This is a genomic window from Actinospongiicola halichondriae (assembly GCF_049103745.1).
Lineage (GTDB): Bacteria > Actinomycetota > Acidimicrobiia > Acidimicrobiales > Salinilacustritrichaceae > Salinilacustrithrix > Salinilacustrithrix halichondriae.
On sequence record NZ_CP171622.1, the window covers coordinates 2,723,197 to 2,741,009 of the forward strand.

Consider the following 17,813-nt stretch of genomic DNA (forward strand, 5'->3'; position numbering starts at 1 on the left):
GCGTCCATGGCATGACTGCGCCCAGCCTCTCCGCCATCCGCGAGGCACCCAAGGTGCTCCTGCACGACCACCTGGACGGCGGGGTCCGGCCGACGACGGTCATCGACCTGGCACGAGAGCACGGCTACGACCGACTCCCGACGACCGATCCCGACGATCTCGCGGCGTGGTTCGTCGAGGGGGCTGCCCGACGGAGCCTGCCTCGGTACCTCGAACCGTTCGAACACACCGTGGGCGTGATGCAGACCGCCGACGCCCTCACACGGGTCGCACAGGAGTGCGCCGAAGACCTCGCCGACGACGGGGTCGTGTACGCCGAGATCCGGTTCGCACCCGAACTCCATCTCGACGGCGGACTCGACCCCGATGAGGTGGTCGTCGCCGTGCTCGAGGGCTTCGAGCAGGTGACCGCGACCCGGCCGATCCAGATCGGCGTCCTGCTCACCGCGATGCGGACCGCCGCCAACTCGTCCGAGATCGCCGAACTGACGCTGCGCCATCGCGACCGCAATGTCGTGGGCTTCGACATCGCCGGCAGCGAAGCCGGTCATCCGCCGACACGTCACCTCGACGCGTTCCGGACGATCGCGGCAGCGAACCACCACATCACCATCCACGCCGGCGAGGCGTTCGGCCTCCCGTCGATCTGGGAAGCCATCCAGATCTGCGGCGCCGAACGCCTGGGCCATGGCGTCCGCATCGTCGACGACATCGAGGTCGCCGACGACGGGTCGGTCCGCTTGGGACAGCTCGCGTCGTTCCTCCGCGACCGGCGTGTCCCGCTCGAGATGTGCCCGACTTCCAACGTGCACACCGGCGTGGTCGACGACCTGGCCGATCATCCCATCGGGCTGCTCGCCCGTCTCCGTTTCCGGGTGACCGTCAACACCGACAACCGGCTGATGAGCGACATCACGCTGTCGCAGGAGTTCCACAACCTCGTCGAGGCGTTCGGCTACGGCTGGTCGGACATCGAGTGGTTCACGGTCAACGCCATGAAGAGTTCGTTCTGGCCCTTCGACAAGCGACTCCGTCTGATCAACGAGGTCATCAAGCCCGGCTACGCGTCGCTCAAGGCCCGATCGCTCGAATCGAGCTGACCCGCAGCGACGTCAGAGCCCGTCGAGGATCGCCGCACTTGCGGACGCGCCGATCCGCGACGCTCCGGCCTCGATCATCGCCAAGGCCGTTGCAGCGTCACGGATGCCCCCGGACGCCTTGACCCCGATGTCCGGTCCGACAGCGGCGCGCATGGATCGCACTGCGCCGATCGTGGCGCCACCCGTCGGGTGGAAGCCGGTCGACGTCTTGACGAAGTCCGCGCCGGCGTTCACCGCGACCTGACACGCTCGGACCAACGCCTCGTCGTCCAGCGCCGCAGACTCGACGATCACCTTGAGGACGATCGGCGCAGGAGCCGCGGCGCGGACCGCGGCGATGTCGGATGCGACGGCGGCCCATCGGCCGTCGAGCGCCGCACCGAGCGCGATCACCATGTCGAGTTCGGTTGCGCCGTCCTCGACGGCGTGGGCGGCCTCGAAGGCCTTCACGTCCGAGCGGTGCGCTCCCGACGGGAACCCGACGACGGCCGCCACCGGGACCGCACCACCGAGGCGGGCGACGACGTGGGACACATGGCGCGGATGCACACAGACCGCGGCGACGCCCAGGGCGCGACCGTCGTCACACAGTCGGTCGAGGTCGGCCATCACCGCCTCGGGGGCGAGGAGGGTGTGATCGATCATCGAGGCGACAGCGAGGCGGTCCACGAGTGCCATCATGCCGTGCATGGACACACTCGTCGTCGATCATCCCCTCGCCGCTCAACTCCTGACGCGCATGCGCGACAAGACCACCGACCGCGCCGGTTTCCGCCATGCGTCGGACGAGCTGGCCGGCATGCTCGTGTACGAGGCGACTCGAGGGCTCGCGACCGAGACCGTCCGTGTCCGAACACCGCTGATGGAGACCGACGGCGTCCGGGTCTCGCGACCGCCGCTCGTCGTGCCCGTGCTGCGCGCCGGGCTCGGCATGGTGGGACCGGTCCTCCGGTTCCTCCCGGGGAGCGACACCGGGTTCATCGGAGTCAGCCGCAACGAGGCGACCCACGAACCCGAGCCGTACATGAACTCGGTACCCGACGACCTCGACGGACGTCCGGTGTTGGCGCTCGACCCGATGCTGGCCACCGGCGGTTCGATGCTCTACACCTGCCAGTTGTTGGCCGAGCGCAACCCCGGCCCGATCACCGTCGCCTGCATCCTCGCGGCACCGGAGGGCGTGGAACGCCTCGGGGCGAGCGGGCTCGTCGAGACCCTGGTGACCGCGTCGATCGACGAGCGACTGAACGACGACGCGTTCATCGTCCCCGGCCTGGGCGACGCCGGTGACCGCTTGTTCGGGACGGCGTGACCCTCAGGACAACAGCGCAGCGACGGCGCTGAGGAGCTCGCCCAACTGCCGACGTCCCTCGGCGCGAGCCCCGTCGACCGGCCCGTCGACTGGGACGACGAGCTCGACGTAGGCCTTCAGCTTCGGCTCGGTACCCGACGGACGAACCACCACACGCACGCCTGCGCCTCGGAGCACGACGGCATCGGTCGGGGGAAGCGGTCCGTCGGCGAGCAGATCCTCGGTCGAGGTCACGACCGTCCATCCCAGCGACGTCGGTGGGTCGGACCGCAGCGCGGCGACCTTCTCGGCCATCAGCGCCGCTCCGTCGAGGCCCTCGAACCGGGTCGACCACTGCGCCGTCAAATGGAGACCGTGCCGCCGAGCGATCTCGTCGAGCCGTGCTCGGACCGACGAGCCCTCCGATCGGAGTGCGCCGACCAGCTCCGTGAACACGACCGCAGCCGAGATGCCGTCCTTGTCGTGCACCAGGTTCCCGACGCAGTACCCGAGTGCCTCCTCGTAGGCGAGCACGAGGTCGCGCCCTCGGGATGCCTGTGCGAGCCACTTGAAGCCGGTGAGCGTCTCGGCGAAGTCGACGCCGTGCTCCTGCGCAAGCCGTGCCAGCAACGACGACGACACCACGGTGGTGGCCACCAGTCGATCGGCGCCACCAGCGCCGTGGCGAAGGAGGTGGTCGGCGAGCAGCACCCCCACCTCGTCGCCGGTCAGCGCACGCCACCCATCGCTCGTCGGCACGGCGACCGCCAGTCGGTCGGCATCGGGATCGTTGGCCAGTGCCACGTCGGCATCGACGGCGGTCGCCAGGGCGATCACGAGGTCCATGGCCCCGGGTTCCTCGGGGTTGGGGAACGCCACCGTCGGGAAGTCGGGATCGGGCTCGGCCTGTTCGGCGACGACGACCGGAGCGTCGAGACCGGCCGCGGCGAACGCCTGGCGCAGCGTCTCCCCGCCGACGCCGTGCATCGGCGTGTAGGCAGCGGTCAGCGGCGGCGTGGCGGGACGGACTCTCGCCGCCGCGACTCCAGCGAGGTACCGGTCGCGCATCTCGTCCGGCAGTTCGCCGACCAGCGCGCTGTCGAGATCCGCCAGCGGGATGTCGTGCACCCGTCCGACCCGAGCGATCTCGACGGCGATGTCGGCGTCGTCCGGTGGCGCGATCTGCGCGCCGTGCGCGGCATAGACCTTGTACCCGTTGTCCTGCGGGGGGTTGTGGCTCGCCGTGACCATGACTCCCGCCGCCGCACCGGCGTCGAGGACGGCGAACGCGAGCAACGGAGTCGGCACCGGATCGGGCCACCACAACGCCTGTCGGCCCGTCGCCGCCACGATCCGAACCGTGTCCTCGGCGAACGCCGCGGAGCCATGGCGAGCGTCGCGACCCACGACGACAGGGCCGTCGATCCTCCGCTGGTCCAGCCAGGCGCAGATCGCCGCTGCCGTCGTGCGCACAACCGCTCGGTTCATCCGCCCCGGACCGGCGCCGAGTGCACCACGCAGGCCTGCCGTGCCGAAGGTCAGCGGTCGATCGAATCGGGCGCGGAGCGCCACGTCGTCGTCCTTCGCCAGCAGTCGGTCGATCTCGGCGACCGTCTCCGGATCGGGATCGTCGTCGCGCCACGCCTCGGCCCTCGTCCGCAGGGCCGGGTCGATCACAGCTCGGGCACCAACCGTGCGAGCAGCTCACCCATCCGACCCGCCGACTCGCCGGCCACCGCCAGGACGTCGTCATGGTCGAGCGCGTCGCCGAGTCCGGCCGCCAGGTTGGTCACCAGCGAGATGCCCAGCACCTCGGCACCGAGGTGCACGGCGGCGATGGTCTCGTGGACCGTCGACATCCCGACCAGATCGGCACCCAGGACCTGGAGCATCCGGATCTCGGCCGGGGTCTCGTAGTGCGGTCCGGCCACACCGGCGTAGACGCCTTCGACCAACGACGGGTCCAGCGACTGTGCGAGCGCCCGGAGTCGCGACGAGTACGCGTCGCTCATGTCCGGGAAACGAGGACCGACACTGGCATCGGGCGCCGGGCCCGTGAGCGGCGATCGCCCGGTGAGGTTGATGTGGTCGGCGATCAGCACGGGCTGGCCGATGGTCTGGCCCTCGCCGAGTCCACCGGCGGCGTTGGTGAGGACGACGGTCGAGCAGCCGGCCATGACGGCGGTGCGGACACCATGCACGACGTCGCCGAGATCATGGCCCTCGTAGGCGTGCACCCGACCGAGGGAGATCAGGACCCGACGGCTACCCACTGCGAGCGAGCGCAACTCGCCGCCGTGTCCGGCGACCAGGGGCTCGGGGAAGCCCGGGAGGTCCTGGGAGGACAACACCACTTCCGGGTCGCCGATGGCGTCGGCGGCCGGTCGCCACCCAGAACCCAGGATGACCGCGACGTCGTGCCGTTCGACGCCGGTGCGCTCCGCCAGGACGCCCGCCGCTTCTGCAGCCCGATCGTACGGTCCGGTGCTCATGTCAGCTGGGCGAGCGACTGTCCGGGACGTGCGCCGGTGTGGCCGATGACCGCCGATGCCGCGATGGAGCCGAGACGCCCGCACTCGGCGAGCGGGAGACCCTGGCTGAGGCCGTACAGCACGCCGGATGCGTACAGGTCGCCGGCGCCGGTGGTGTCGACCACCTTCTCGACCGGCTCGGCCGGGACCTCGACGATCTCGTCCGCAGTGACGAGCAGCGAGCCACGGGGACCCAGGGTCACGCAGGTGATCTCGACCTCGCTGCGGGCCCGCTCGACCGCCTCGTGGAGCTGCACGCCGTAGAGCACCTGGATCTCGGCCTCGTTGGCGAAGAGCACGTCGACCGACTCGGTGACCAGAAGGCGCCATTCGTCGAGGTGGCGCTCGACGCAGAACGTGTCGGAGAGCGTGAGGGCGACACGTCGATCGGCGGCGTGGGCGATGTCGGAGGCTCGGCGATACGCGGCCTTGGCCTCGTCGCGGTCGAACAGATAGCCCTCGAGGTAGGTGATCCGGCCGGCAGCGACCAGGTCCTCGTCGACGTCGTCGGGCCCGAACATCGACGACGCGCCGAGATAGGTGTTCATGGTCCGCTCGGCATCGGGCGTCACGACGATGAGGCAGCGGCCGGTGGGCGGTCCGTCGGCAGCGGCCGGCGACTGGAACACGACGCCGTTCGCTCGCATGTCGTGGGCGAACACCATGCCGAGCTGGTCGTCGAAGACCTTGCCCAGGTAGCCGGCTCGACCACCGAAGCTGGCCACCCCGGCGACGGTGTTGGCGGCGGAACCACCGGACACCTCGATGCCGGGTCCCATGGCGCCGTAGAGCTCGGTCGCACGGTCGGTCTCGACGAGCGTCATCGCACCCTTGACCAGGTCGGCACCGGCGATGAAGTCCTCGTTCTCGTGGCTGAGCACGTCGACCAGGGCGTTGCCGATCCCCACCACGTCGAGCGTGGTGCCGTCGTCGCGAGGCGGGAGGTCGTGGTGGTCGTCGTGTGCGGCGTTCACGGGCGGCGACCGTACACCGGACCTCCGCAGATCGGCGACGTCAGTGGGCGTCGCGAGACCCGCAACACCGGTACCGTGGACGGATGCCCACGGCACCGGACTCGCTTCGCCTCCCGGTCGAGGTCACGCCCGACCGGTACACCCTGTCGATCGCTCCCGACCTCGACGACGCGTCGTTCTCGGGCACGGTCGCGATCGAACTGACCGTCCACGAGGCGACCGACCACCTGATCTGCAACGCCGCGGAACTCGAGATCGTCGAGGCGGCCGTCGAACTCCCCGACGGCACACGGCACGAGGCGACGACGACGCTCGACGCGGAAGCCGAACAGGCACGGTTCGACCTCGACGAGACGCTCGCCCCGGGCGCCGTCACCCTCCACGTCCGCTTCGTCGGCATCCTCAACGACAAACTGCGCGGGTTCTACCGCTCGACGTTCACCGATGACGACGGCGAGACCCGCACGATGGCGGTCACGCAGTTCGAGGCCACCGACGCTCGCCGGGCCTTCCCCTGCTGGGACGAGCCGGCCCACAAGGCCGTCTACGCCGTCACCCTCGAGGTCGCCGACGACCTCTTCGCCATCTCCAACGGTCCAGAGCTGTCCCGGGAGTCCCTCGACGGGGGCCGTGTCCGGATCACCTTCGCCGAGACGATGCCCATGTCGACGTACCTCGTGGCGTTCGTCGTCGGCCCGCTCGAGGCCACGGCGCCGATCGACGTCGCCGGAGTCCCGCTCCGCGTCGTCCACCGACCCGGCCAAGCCCACCTCGCGCAGTTCGCCCTCGACATCGGTGCCTTCGCGCTCGAGTACTTCGCCGACTACTACGGCATCGTCTATCCCGGCGAGAAGATGGACATGGTCGCAGTCCCCGACTTCGCCTTCGGGGCGATGGAGAACCTCGGGTGCGTCACGTACCGCGAGGCACTGCTCCTCGTCGATCCGGCCACGGCGACCCAGTCCGAACTGCTGAACGTCGTCGACGTCATCGCGCACGAACTCGCGCACATGTGGTTCGGCGACCTCGTGACGATGTCGTGGTGGAACGGCATCTGGTTGAACGAGGCCTTCGCGACCTTCATGGAGATGAAGTGCTCGGCGGCCTACCGACCCCAGTGGGAGCGGTGGATGCACTTCGGCCGCGAGCGGTCCACGGCGTTCGACACCGATGCGTTGGTCGCGACCCGCCCGATCGAGTTCCCCGTGCACTCCCCCGCCGACGCCGAGGGCATGTTCGACGTCCTGACCTACCAGAAGGGTTCTGCCGTCGTCCGCATGCTCGAGCAGTACCTGGGCGAGGACGCGTTCCGCGACGGCATCCGCCGCTACCTCCAGACGCACCAGTTCGGGAACACCGAGACCGGCGATCTCTGGGACGCACTCGAGGCCGAGACCGGCGAGCCGGTCCGGGCCATGATGGACTCCTGGATCTTCCAGGGTGGATTCCCACTCGTCGACGTCTCGACCGACTCCGCGGGAGCCCTCCGGCTGACGCAACAGGTGTTCCGGTACGACGGCTCGACGTCCGATGCCCGGTGGCACATCCCGGTGGTGGTCCGCCACGGCGACCGCGTCGATCGTCTGGTGCTCGACGACGACCAGGCGTCGATCGAGACCTCGACCGGCACAGTGATGGCCAACGCCGGCGGCCACGGCTTCTACCGAGTGGCGTACGACGCCGAACTCCAGGAACGACTGCTCGGCGACCTCGGGGCCCTCGAACCGCTCGAGCGATACGCCGTGCTCGACGACGCCCTCGCCCTCTGCCTCCGCGGTGACGTCGCCGGTGCCGACCTGGCCCGCATCGTCGCCGGCATGGCCTCCATCGGTGAGACCGACCTGTCGATCTGGCAGTTGGGCGCAGAGTCGCTCGACACCCTCGACCGGGTCGTCACGGCCGCGGATCGACCGGCATGGAACGAATGGCAACGGACGACGCTCGCGCCCCTCTGGGAAGCGCTGGGCCCCGACGTGCAACCGGACGACGACGACCGTCGACGAGCGCTGCGCGGCGTGATGCTCTCCATGCTCGGCGGCGCCCAGGATCCCGGTGTCGTCACCGCCTGCCGTGAGGCGTTCGCTCGCTCGATGACCGACGCTGCGTCGGTCGATCCCGGCGTGGCATCGGGAGCACTCCAGGTCGTGGCCCGCCTCGCCGATGCCGACGAGTTCCGACAGATCCTCGATCGGTTCCGCAACGGCACGACGCCCCAGGAGCAGATGCGCCACCTCTATGCCGCTGCTCGGGTCGAGGACACGGCGTTGTTCGAGGACTACCTCGCGCTCATCGACTCCGACGAGGTCCGGAGCCAGAACCTGGCCTTCGCTGCACGCGCCGCGCTCCACAACCCCGTGCACGTCGACCGGGCATGGACCCACATCACGGGGTCGTGGGACAACCTGCTCGAGCGACTGCCGTTCAACTCGGTGCACCGCATGGTCGAAGGCGTGACCGCGATCCACGACCGCGAGACCGCGGCAGCGGCCGTGGAGTTCCTCGACCGACACACGGTGGCCAACGCCGAGAAGGCCATCGCCCAGCACCTGGAGCGCATGTGGGTCTCGGTCGCGCTGGCTGATCGCGAACGCGACCGCCTCGTCGACAGCCTGCGCTGACTGCATGCCGATCCACTCGCACGAGCATCCGACGCTCGTCCGCATCGCCAACTTCCATCGCCACGCCGTCCCCCGCGTTCCCGACGGTGACGGACCGCTGCGACCGTCGCGTCGACTCGTCGTCTTCGGTGTCGGCACCGACTGGATCCAGCTCACGTGGTCGCGCCTGGGTCCCGGCCTCGTGCGGGTGCGATGCGGCGATCACGCCTCCGAGTTCCTCGCCGACGGAGGTCCGGGCTCGCACGTGATCAGCGGCCTCCCCAGTGGCGTACGACACGTCGTCGAGCTCACGGGCGACGGCATCGTCGCCCAACGGGAGACCCGAGAGGCCGAGACGCTTCCTGTTCCTCCCGGCGAGGAACTGTTCCGGCTCGCGACGGTCAGCGATGCGCACGTCGGCTCGAACGCCACCGGCTATTTCCGCACCATGGCCGAGATCCCGCCCGCCCCGGTCCCCCATGCCGTGCGCTGTCTCCGCGCCGCCCAGAGCGAGGCCGTCTACTGGGGGGCGCGCCACCTCATCGTCAAGGGCGACCTCGTCGACGAGAGCGACAGGGAGAAGTGGTCGCTCGCCGCCGACGTGCTGGACGCGCTGTCGATCCCCGTCGACCTCATCCCCGGGAACCACGAAGCCAAGCGTCGCGGCACGATCGAACCCGCGGTCGGCGCGGCGAACGTCGGCCTGCGACTCGTCGACGGCGTGCGGACCATCGACCGCGACGGCGTGCGGATGATCCTCGCCGACACGTCGCGACCCGGCAAGGAGATGGGCGATCTCCGTCATGGCCCCGAGATCCTCGCGAGCGCCCGCGAGACCGACGCCCCGGTGTTCGTCGCGCTCCACCACCAGTTGACCCGCCACCTGGTCCCGACCTACGTCCCGCTCGGGATCCCGCAACCCTCCAGTCGTCGCTTCCTCCGGTCGCTCGGGGCGGCCAACCCCCGGACGATCGTGTCGTCGGGTCACACCCATCGTCATCGGCGCTACGACCTGGGACCGGTCACCGTGACCGAGGTCGGTTCGACCAAGGACTACCCCGGCACCTGGGCCGGCTACCAGGTCTTCGAGGGTGGCGTGGTGCAGACGGTCCGTCGGATCGGGGAGCCATCGGTCATCCGGTGGACCGACCACACGCGGCTCGCCGCAGGCGGCGCCTGGGCGCTCTGGGCGCCAGGACCGCTCGACAGCCGCTGCTTCACCCGCCGGTGGTGATCGCCCTCAGCGGAGTTGCGCGGTCGCGAACTCGCGCATGCCATCGGCGAAGCTGATCGAGGCACGGAAGCCCAGTTCGTCGGCGGCCTTGGCCGGCGAGGCGACCACGTGGCGCACATCACCGAGCCGATAGCCGCCGACGACCTCCGGCGGCGCGGCGCCGAACGCAGCCGACAGCGCGGCCGCCATGTCGAGCACCGTGTGGGGCTCGCCGCTGCACACGTTGAACGCTCCGCTGACCGCCGGGGTCGTCAGGGCCGCGACGTTGGCGCGGGCCACGTCGGCCACGTGGACGAAGTCACGCTGCTGGCCCCCGTCCTCGAAGACCTTGGGCACCTCGCCACGCTCGAGCGCTGACCGGAAGATGCTGGCCACCCCGGCGTAGGGAGTGTCTCGCGGCATCCGCGGCCCGTAGACGTTGTGGTAGCGCAGCGACACCACCGACACGTCGTGTTCGCGCTCGAACGCCGTGCACAGGTGCTCCTGATGGAGCTTGGTGGCGGCGTAGACGTTGCGTGGATCGAGCGGCGCGTCCTCGGGGACGAGTTCCCAGGCGAGCGGAGAGCCGCAGATCGGGCACGGCGGTTCGTAGTCGCCCGACTCCAGCGACGTGATCGAGCGCGCACCCGGCCGCACCACGCCATGCTCGTCGCAGCGGTACCGCCCCTCGCCGTAGACGACCATCGACGAGGCGAGGACGAACCGACCGCGAAATCCGCGACGGTGGAGAACCGACAGTCCGACCGCCGTGCCCGTGTCGTTGTCGGCCACGTAGGAGGTGACGTCGCCGAAGTCGACGCCCAGCCCCACACGCGCCGCCTGATGGCAGACGGCGTCGACGCCGTCGAGCGCGGCCTCCCACGCGTCGGGATCGCCGATGTCGCGCTCGATCAACTCGACGCCATCGGGGAGCACCGGACGCGTCGGATGGACGTCGGCGGCCAGGCTGTCGAGGACCACGACCTCGGAGCCACGGGCCAGGAGTTCGTCGACGATGTGCGAGCCGATGAACCCGGCGCCGCCCGTGACGAGCACGCGGTTGACCGTAGGCTCGCCGTCCGTGCCTGACGTCATCATCCCGGTGCTCGACGAAGCAGAAGCGATCGGTGGGGTCGTGGAAGCCATGCCGGAGGGCTACCGAGCCCTCGTGGTCGACAACGGTTCGAGCGACGGCTCCGGCGACATCGCCGCAGCCGCGGGTGCCACCGTGGTGGTCGAGCCCGAGCGGGGCTTCGGCGCGGCGTGCTGGGCGGGGCTGCAGGCAGCCGAGGCCGAGATCGTGTGCTTCATGGACGGCGACGGCTCGCTCGATCCGTCCCACCTGCCACGAGTGGTCGACCCGGTCGTCGACGGCGTCCACGACCTGGTGATGGGACGACGGGTCGCGGCTCGAGGGGCGTGGCCGGTCCACGCCCGGATCGCGAACCGGGTCCTCTCCGCGGAACTCAATCGGCGGAGCGGTTCGTCGCTGCGAGACATCGGTCCGATGCGGGCGATGCGGCGGGCCGAACTCGTCGCGCTCGGCATGACCGATCGGCGTTTCGGCTGGCCGCTCGAGATGGTGGTGCGAGCGCAGGCAGCGGGGTGGCGCATCGCCGAGGTCGACGTCCCGTACGCAGAACGAGCCGGACGGTCCAAAGTCACCGGCACCGTGAAGGGGACCGTGCGGACGGTGCGTGACATGAGCCGCATCCTGGCCGAACACCGGACCTGACGCACAGCGTCGAGTCGCGAGTTCACACCAGCGAGAGAACGAGGCCGACCTGGGCCAGGTGATAGGTGATCATGACCGCCGGCCTCCCCCACCGGTGGTCGGCGATGAAGCGGGTCCAGGCGATGAGGGCGTCGCTCGCGTAGAACGACACCGCGCCCGCGATCGCCACCGGGTTCCCGGTCGCCGATGCCGAGACGACCATCGCCGAGATCACCGCCATGTAGGCGATGACGGGCGCGAGCAACTCGGGTTCGTCACTGGAGTGGACCGCTTTCGCGATCCGCAGGCCGAGGACGGGGATGGCCAGCACCACCACCAGGAGCCCGATCAGGAGACCGCCCGTCGACGTGTCGAACGAGCGGAGGCCGACGATGTAGGCGAGGTGTCCCACCAGGAACGACGCGAGGCCGGGTACGAAGAGATCCTTCGGGAGCATCAGGAACACGTCGCCGGCGAGCGAGAACACCAGGGCGACGACGAACCAGGTGCGGGCGGTGCCGTCGACGTCTTCGAGCGCGAGTGCGGCGCCGATGAGCACCACCATCGTCAGCGGCTTCATCAGATACTCGAGCCGCTGCTCGTCGCGGGCGACGGCGAACCAGTCGATGGCCGCGACGACGAGGGTTGCGGCGACGAGCGCGCCGGCGAGCGCGGTCACGCCACGGCCTCGTCCCACGACAGGCCCGACTCCAGCGCCATCCGGTACCGGACGGTCTTGGCCGGCCAGTTCCACCCGAGCGCGCCGGTCACCATGCCGTCGCGGCCGTAGAGGGCCACGAACTTCCCGTCGTCGATCGATCCGTGGACGACGGCCATGTCGCCGTCGGCCCGGCCGGCCAACTGGAGCCGTACGTCGTACTGGTCGGACCAGAACCACGGCACCGGGTCGAAGGCGACCGCGTCGTCGTCCGAGGCGAGGAGCCGCAGACCGGCCGCACGGCCCATCTCGGCGGCGTGGTCCCAGTGTTCGATGCGCACGGGCCCGTAGCGAGGACTGTCCCACTTCGCAACGTCGCCGCACGCCACGATCCCCGGGGCCACGAGACAGGTCGAGTCGGCGACAACGCCGTCGTCCACCGGCAAGCCGGAGCCGTCGAGCCATCCGGTGTTCGGGATGACCCCGATGCCGATCACGACGACGTCGGCCTCGACCCGTGATCCGTCGGACAGGCGCACGGCCTCGACCCGGTCGTTCCCCTCGATGCCGTCGACGCCGACGCCGAGTCGGACATCGACGCCCTGCGCTCGGTGCACCGAGGCGACCACGGCGCCGATCTCGCTGCCGAGCACGCGCATCAAGGGCTGGTCGAGCGGCTCGACGATCGTCACCTGATGGCCGCGACCGCGACAGGTCGCTGCGACCTCGGCACCGATGAACCCGGCCCCGACGACGACCACGCGTTCGGCTCCTGCATCGAGGTCGGCACGGAGACCGAGGGCGTCGTCGAGCGAGCGCACGACGTGGATCCCCGCGAGGTCGGGTTGGCCGCGGAGACGACGCGGCGTCGCTCCCGAGGCGATGACCAGACCGTCGAAGACGACCGAGTCGCCGCCACGGAGGCCCACGGCACGCTGGGCGACGTCGAGTGACGTCGCCTGTTCGCCCAGAAGCCAGTCGATCTCGAGGTCGTTGGCGGTCGCCGCCGTCCACGCGGTCGCGTCGGCGTCGTCACCGGCCAACACGCCCTTCGAAAGCGGCGGACGCTCGTAGGTCCGGATCGGTTCGTCGCCGACGACGCGTACACGCCCCTCGAATCCCGCGCTCCGGAGTTCCGAAGCGGCGGTGAAACCGGCGATCGAGCCGCCGACGACCACGATGTCATGCACGGGCGTGCTTCTCTCCCGTGTGGGTCGGACTCAATCGTCGGCGATCGAGATCGCCTGCTTGGGGCAACGACGGACCGCTTCCTCGACCTTCTCGCGGAGATCGGGTCCCGGCTCCTCCTGGAGCACGTAGAGGAAGTCGTCGTCGCGTACCTCGAAGACCTCGGGCGCGACGCCCATGCAGATCGCGTTCGACTCGCACAGGTCGAAGTCGACGACCACCTTGTAACCCATCTCGGAGCAACCCTTCGTTCGCGTCAAAGTTGTCCGAAGCGTACCGCCTGTCCCATGGCAGGCTCCGACCCATGGCACCTGCCGGATCGCTCTCTGTTGCCCAGGCGCGCCGGATCGCGCTCCGCGCCCAGGGCCTCGACACCCCGCGGCCCACCGGCCGCGTCGACCGCCGTCACATCCGCCGGGTGGTCGACACGCTCGGGCTCATCCAGATCGACTCGGTCAACGTCCTCGCTCGGACGCAGTACCTGACCTTGTTCTCGCGGCTCGGCCCGTACGACACCGCGTTGTTCGACACCGTCGCCTACCGGGACAACGAACTGTTCGAGTACTGGGGCCACGTCGCATCGCTCGTGTCGACGCGCTTCCACCCCCATCTCCGGTGGCGCATGCGCGACGACCACGACTGGGGCAGCCTCGCCACCATGGGCCGGGAGCATCCCGAGCTCGTCCGATCGCTCGAAGAGGAGATCCTCCGACGCGGCCCGTGGAGCGCCGGCGAACTCAACGACTCCGGTCATCGCAAGGGGCCGTGGTGGGGCTGGGGCGACACCAAACGTGCCCTCGAGTACCTGTTCTGGAGCGGGCGTGTGGGGGCACTGCGTCGGGGCAACTTCGAGCGGATCTACTGCGCACCCGACCAAGCGGTCCCTCGAGAGGTCCTCGATCTCCCCGAGCCCGATCGGGACAGCGCGCACCGGACGCTGCTCCTGCACGCCGCTCGCATGCACGGCGTCGGGACCGCGCGCGACCTCGCGGACGTCTGGCGCCAGCCGGTCCGGCTGGCGCGACGCCACCTCGACGACCTCGCGAACGAGGGAAGCCTCGCGCGCGTCTCGGTCGAGGGCTGGCGCGACGACGCCTACCTGTCGCCCGACGTGACGCTGCCCCGGCGGGTCGAGGCCTGCGCGCTCGTCTCCCCGTTCGACTCGGCGATGTGGGAACGCGACCGGATCGAGCGGCTGCACGATTTCCGGTACCGGATCGAGATCTACGTCCCGAAGCCCAAGCGGGTCCACGGGTACTACGTGTTGCCGTTCCTGCTCGGCGACACCTACGTCGCTCGGGTCGACCTCAAGGCCGACCGCGCTGGAGGACGACTCCTGGTGCAGTCGGCCCACGCCGAGCCGGACCTCGCGTCACGTGGGACGGACGAGGTCGAGGTCGCCGAACGACTCCGCGACGAACTCCGGACCATGGCGGCGTGGATCGGCCTCGACGATGTCCACGTGGTCGGTCGCGGCGACCTGTCCCCGGCTCTCGCCGCGGTGTCGACCTGACCCGGGCTACCGTCAGGTCATGGGCCTCGGTGACGAGAAGTACGTGCTGCTGACGACGTATCGCCGGAGTGGTGAGTCGGTCGACACCCCGGTGTGGTCGGCGCCCCTCGACGACGGCTCGTTCGGCTTCTGGACCAGTTCGGGGTCGGGCAAGGCCAAGCGCCTGGCCCACACCCAGAAGGTCGTGGTCCAGCCCTGCGATGCCCGCGGCAACGTGGCTGCCGGATCGGCACCGACCAACGGCACCGCACGACTCGTCGAGGCGGGCGATCCGCAGTTCGACGAGATCCAACGCAAGATCAAGGACAAATACGGCTTCCAGACGAAGATCACCAAGCTGCTGGGCAGCATCGGCGGGATCGTCAAGCGCAACCGCATCCCCTACGGGGATCGCGGCGTGGTGATCAGCCTCGACTGAACGCTCGGCTCCTCACGCGTCGGGCCAGGGGGTGAGCACGTCGACACCGTCGTCGGTCACCAGCAGGGTGTGCTCGAACTGCGCCGTGCGCTTGCGATCGATCGTGACCGCCGTCCACCCGTCGTTCCAGACCTGGTGGTCGTAGGCGCCGATCGTGATCATCGGCTCGATCGTGAACGTCATCCCCGGCTCCATGACCCGGGTCAGGCGAGGCTCGTAGTAGTGCGGGATGTGGATGTCGGTGTGGAACTGCTCGCCGATGCCGTGCCCGACGAACGCTCGCACGACGCCGAACCCCTCGCTCTCGGCATGTGACTGGATGGCTCGACCGATCACGTTGAAGGGCTGGCCCGGCGCCACGGTGTCGATCGCGCGCTCGAGGCATTCGTGGGTCACTCGGACCAGTCGCTTCGACTCGGGGTCGACGTCGCCCACGAGGAAGGTGCGGTTGGTGTCGCCGTGGACGCCCTCACGGAAGATCGTGACGTCGAGGTTGACGATGTCGCCGTCCCGCAACTCCCGGTCGTCGGGGATCCCGTGGCAGATGACCTCGTTCAGCGATGAACAGATCGACTTGGGGAACGGCGGCTCGCCGTAACCGAGAGGGCTCGGGTATGCGCCCAGCCCGATCGTGGCCTCGTGACAGATCCGATCGAGTTCGTCGGTGGTGACGCCGGGCTCGGCGGCGGCACCGGTGAGTGCCAGCACCTTCGCCGCGTCGGCGCCGGTGCGTCGCATCCGTTCGATGACGTCGGCGCTCTTGACCGCGGGCTCGTCCCACCGTACGACCTTGCCCTCGGAGATGTACGACGGCACGGTGATGTCTGCGGGGACCTCGCGTCGTGGCGCAACGGTTCCGGGACGGACAGGCTCGAAGCTGTCCTTGTGGCAGCGCTTGAACTTGCGGCCGGAGCCGCAGAAGCACTGGTCGTTGGCCTTGATCGTCGCAGTCACCGGTCCAAGGTTACCGAGGACCGCTCCGATGCCCTTCCCAGAAGTCCAGGAAGGTGCGCATGGTGATCTCGTACTCCTCGAACGAGTTCCCCGATCGAGCGGCGAGGATCAACTCGGTGTCGCCACCGACGGGGATCCGCAGCGGCGTCGAGTCGTCGGCGACGGCATCGGCGATCGCGAGCACCACGGCATGCGGATCGGCGCGCTCGCCGCCCGGAACGAGACCGTGCACCCGCTCGTCGAGCGCCTGGGACATCGTCCAGTGCGGCTCTTCCGCCTCGGTGAAGTCGCTGGCCGTCGTCGTGTTCGCAGCCAGTGCGGTGTCGAACTGGCCCGGCTCGATCGCATGGACGCGGATCCCCTCGAGCCCGAGTTCGAAGTGCAGCGCCTCGGTGATCGCCTCGACCGCGTGCTTCGACGCCGCGTAGATCCCGGCGAAGGGACGCGACATGACCCCCGCGATCGAGCTCACGTTGACGATCACGCCGTCGGCCGAGTCACGCAGGTGCGGAACCGTGGCCCGCACGACGTTGAGGACTCCGAACACGTTGGTGTCGAACTGGGCGCGGGCCTCGCGGTCGCTGATCAGATGGATCGGACCTCGGACCTCGATCCCCGCGTTGTTCACGACGATGTCGATCCCTCCCGCAGCGTCGACGACCTGCGCCACCGCCGCGCGGACCGAGTCCTCGTCGCCGACGTCGAGGGTCACGATCTCGACGTCGACGCCAGCGCGCTCGGCTTCGTCGCGCAGTGCACCACCGCGTTCGGGGTCACGCATCGATGCGAACACCCGGTGGCCCCGCATCGCGAGCTCCACCGCGGTGCCGAGGCCGAAGCCACTCGAGCATCCGGTGATGACTGCCGTTCCCATCAGGTGTCCCATCCGTACTGGTCGAGTGGTCCGTGTCCCGCTCCGACGCGCCACTCTGCCGACCCGAGCAGCGCCTCGTACACGAAGCTCTTGGCGGCGCGCACGGCCTCGAGCGGCGAGTCGCCCAGCGCGAGGCGGGCCGTGGTGGCGGCGGCGAAGGTGCAGCCCGACCCGTGGTCGTTGGGCGTGTCGACCATCGGCATCGCAAGACGTTCCACCGCCCCCGACGGGTCGGCGACGACGTCGATCGACTCGACATCCTCGTCGACGGCATCGCCTCCCTTGACCACCACCAGTTGCGGGCCGAGACGGGCGAGGTCGGCCGCCGCTCGCTCCATGTCGGCGAGCGTCGCCACGTCGCGCCCCGTGAGGATGCCGGCTTCGACCCGGTTCGGAGTGAGGACGGTTGCGAACGGGACGAGCGACCGCCGGTAGGCATCGGCCACCTCCGGCGTGAACATCGGCGTGCCGTCGGCGCGCACGAGGACCGGGTCGACCACCAACTGCCCCAGGCGAGCGTGTGCCGCCAGGCGGCCCACCGCCTCGACCACCGACGTGGCCCCGAGGAATCCGGTCTTCACGGCACGGACATCGAGGTCGGCGAGGACCGATTCGACCTGGGCGACGACGAACTCGGCCGGCACGAGGTGCACCCCGTCGATGCCCCGGGTGTTCTGGGCGGTCAACGCTGCGACCGCGGTCGCCCCGTGCAGACCGAGCGCGGCGAACGTCCGGAGATCGGCGTGGACTCCCGCTCCCCCGGCGGAGTCCATCCCCGCGATCGTCAT

At 69.8% G+C, this 17,813-nt stretch carries 18 protein-coding genes; 7 read left to right on the plus strand and 11 right to left on the minus strand.

What is annotated here, in order from left to right:
* Positions 1-11 precede the first annotated feature (11 nt).
* Positions 12-1,100 (plus strand): adenosine deaminase, encoded by a 1,089-nt coding sequence (locus AB8619_RS13375; RefSeq protein WP_436793128.1) that lies wholly within the window; start codon positions 12-14, stop codon positions 1,098-1,100.
* A 12-nt stretch (positions 1,101-1,112) separates the two neighbouring features.
* Here AB8619_RS13375 and deoC read toward each other — a convergent pair whose 3' ends face one another.
* Positions 1,113-1,769 (minus strand): deoxyribose-phosphate aldolase, encoded by a 657-nt coding sequence (gene deoC, locus AB8619_RS13380; RefSeq protein WP_436793129.1) that lies wholly within the window; start codon positions 1,767-1,769, stop codon positions 1,113-1,115.
* A 19-nt stretch (positions 1,770-1,788) separates the two neighbouring features.
* Between deoC and upp the strand changes: the two genes are divergently transcribed.
* A complete protein-coding gene (gene upp, locus AB8619_RS13385) occupies positions 1,789-2,412 on the plus strand; it encodes a uracil phosphoribosyltransferase (protein WP_436793130.1) in 624 nt (207 codons plus the stop codon).
* Positions 2,413-2,415: 3 nt separating this feature from the next.
* Here the strand turns inward: upp and AB8619_RS13390 are convergent, their stop codons facing one another.
* Genes AB8619_RS13390 through AB8619_RS13400 form a run of 3 tightly spaced genes read right to left on the minus strand, consistent with a single transcriptional unit; the run spans position 2,416 to position 5,896 of the window.
* A complete protein-coding gene (locus AB8619_RS13390) occupies positions 2,416-4,068 on the minus strand; it encodes a phospho-sugar mutase (protein ID WP_436793131.1) in 1,653 nt (550 codons plus the stop codon).
* Positions 4,065-4,883, minus strand: a complete 819-nt coding sequence (locus tag AB8619_RS13395; RefSeq protein ID WP_436793132.1) for a purine-nucleoside phosphorylase — start codon at positions 4,881-4,883, stop codon at positions 4,065-4,067. The genes AB8619_RS13390 and AB8619_RS13395 overlap by 4 nt, the downstream gene beginning before the upstream one ends.
* Positions 4,880-5,896, minus strand: a complete 1,017-nt coding sequence (locus AB8619_RS13400) for an adenosine kinase (protein WP_436793133.1) — start codon at positions 5,894-5,896, stop codon at positions 4,880-4,882. Before AB8619_RS13400 ends, AB8619_RS13395 begins: the two co-directional genes overlap by 4 nt.
* Positions 5,897-5,979: 83 nt before the next feature.
* Here AB8619_RS13400 and AB8619_RS13405 point away from each other — a divergent pair, with 83 nt between their 5' ends.
* The gene (locus AB8619_RS13405) at positions 5,980-8,514 is read left to right on the plus strand and encodes a M1 family metallopeptidase (protein WP_436793134.1); all 2,535 of its coding nucleotides are present in this window, start codon (positions 5,980-5,982) and stop codon (positions 8,512-8,514) included.
* A 4-nt stretch (positions 8,515-8,518) separates the two neighbouring features.
* Positions 8,519-9,727 carry a metallophosphoesterase family protein gene (locus AB8619_RS13410; RefSeq protein WP_436793135.1) on the plus strand — a complete coding sequence of 403 codons (1,209 nt, stop codon included), beginning with the start codon at positions 8,519-8,521 and terminating at the stop codon, positions 9,725-9,727.
* Positions 9,728-9,733: 6 nt separating this feature from the next.
* Here the strand turns inward: AB8619_RS13410 and AB8619_RS13415 are convergent, their stop codons facing one another.
* Entirely contained in the window at positions 9,734-10,801 is a 1,068-nt protein-coding gene (locus AB8619_RS13415) for an NAD-dependent epimerase/dehydratase family protein (RefSeq protein WP_436793136.1), read from the minus strand.
* Here AB8619_RS13415 and AB8619_RS13420 point away from each other — a divergent pair.
* Complete coding sequence (locus tag AB8619_RS13420; protein ID WP_436793137.1) at positions 10,734-11,441, plus strand: glycosyltransferase family 2 protein; 708 nt, start codon at positions 10,734-10,736, stop codon at positions 11,439-11,441. The two genes, AB8619_RS13415 and AB8619_RS13420, sit on opposite strands and share 68 nt — an antisense overlap.
* Before the next feature lie 22 nt (positions 11,442-11,463).
* Here AB8619_RS13420 and AB8619_RS13425 read toward each other — a convergent pair whose 3' ends face one another.
* The 3 genes from AB8619_RS13425 to AB8619_RS13435 are packed head-to-tail and all read right to left on the minus strand — an operon-like array spanning position 11,464 to position 13,499.
* Complete coding sequence (locus AB8619_RS13425; protein WP_436793138.1) at positions 11,464-12,099, minus strand: lysoplasmalogenase; 636 nt, start codon at positions 12,097-12,099, stop codon at positions 11,464-11,466.
* A complete protein-coding gene (locus AB8619_RS13430; RefSeq protein WP_436793139.1) occupies positions 12,096-13,268 on the minus strand; it encodes an NAD(P)/FAD-dependent oxidoreductase in 1,173 nt (390 codons plus the stop codon). Before AB8619_RS13430 ends, AB8619_RS13425 begins: the two co-directional genes overlap by 4 nt.
* Positions 13,269-13,298: 30 nt before the next feature.
* Complete coding sequence (locus tag AB8619_RS13435; protein ID WP_436793140.1) at positions 13,299-13,499, minus strand: ferredoxin; 201 nt, start codon at positions 13,497-13,499, stop codon at positions 13,299-13,301.
* A 71-nt stretch (positions 13,500-13,570) separates the two neighbouring features.
* Between AB8619_RS13435 and AB8619_RS13440 the strand changes: the two genes are divergently transcribed.
* Both AB8619_RS13440 and AB8619_RS13445 read left to right on the plus strand, forming a co-directional pair.
* Positions 13,571-14,779: a winged helix-turn-helix domain-containing protein gene (locus tag AB8619_RS13440; protein ID WP_436793141.1), complete on the plus strand. Its 1,209-nt coding sequence runs from the start codon at positions 13,571-13,573 to the stop codon at positions 14,777-14,779.
* A gap of 19 nt (positions 14,780-14,798) precedes the next feature.
* Entirely contained in the window at positions 14,799-15,197 is a 399-nt protein-coding gene (locus AB8619_RS13445; RefSeq protein WP_436793142.1) for a PPOX class F420-dependent oxidoreductase, read from the plus strand.
* Between the two features lie 12 nt (positions 15,198-15,209).
* Here the strand turns inward: AB8619_RS13445 and map are convergent, their stop codons facing one another.
* The 3 genes from map to thiD are packed head-to-tail and all read right to left on the minus strand — an operon-like array spanning position 15,210 to position 17,813.
* Positions 15,210-16,151: a type I methionyl aminopeptidase gene (map, locus tag AB8619_RS13450; RefSeq protein WP_436793143.1), complete on the minus strand. Its 942-nt coding sequence runs from the start codon at positions 16,149-16,151 to the stop codon at positions 15,210-15,212.
* 10 nt (positions 16,152-16,161) lie between these two features.
* Complete coding sequence (locus tag AB8619_RS13455) at positions 16,162-17,025, minus strand: SDR family oxidoreductase (protein WP_436793144.1); 864 nt, start codon at positions 17,023-17,025, stop codon at positions 16,162-16,164.
* Positions 17,025-17,813, minus strand: a complete 789-nt coding sequence (gene thiD / locus AB8619_RS13460; RefSeq protein ID WP_436796387.1) for a bifunctional hydroxymethylpyrimidine kinase/phosphomethylpyrimidine kinase — start codon at positions 17,811-17,813, stop codon at positions 17,025-17,027. Before thiD ends, AB8619_RS13455 begins: the two co-directional genes overlap by 1 nt.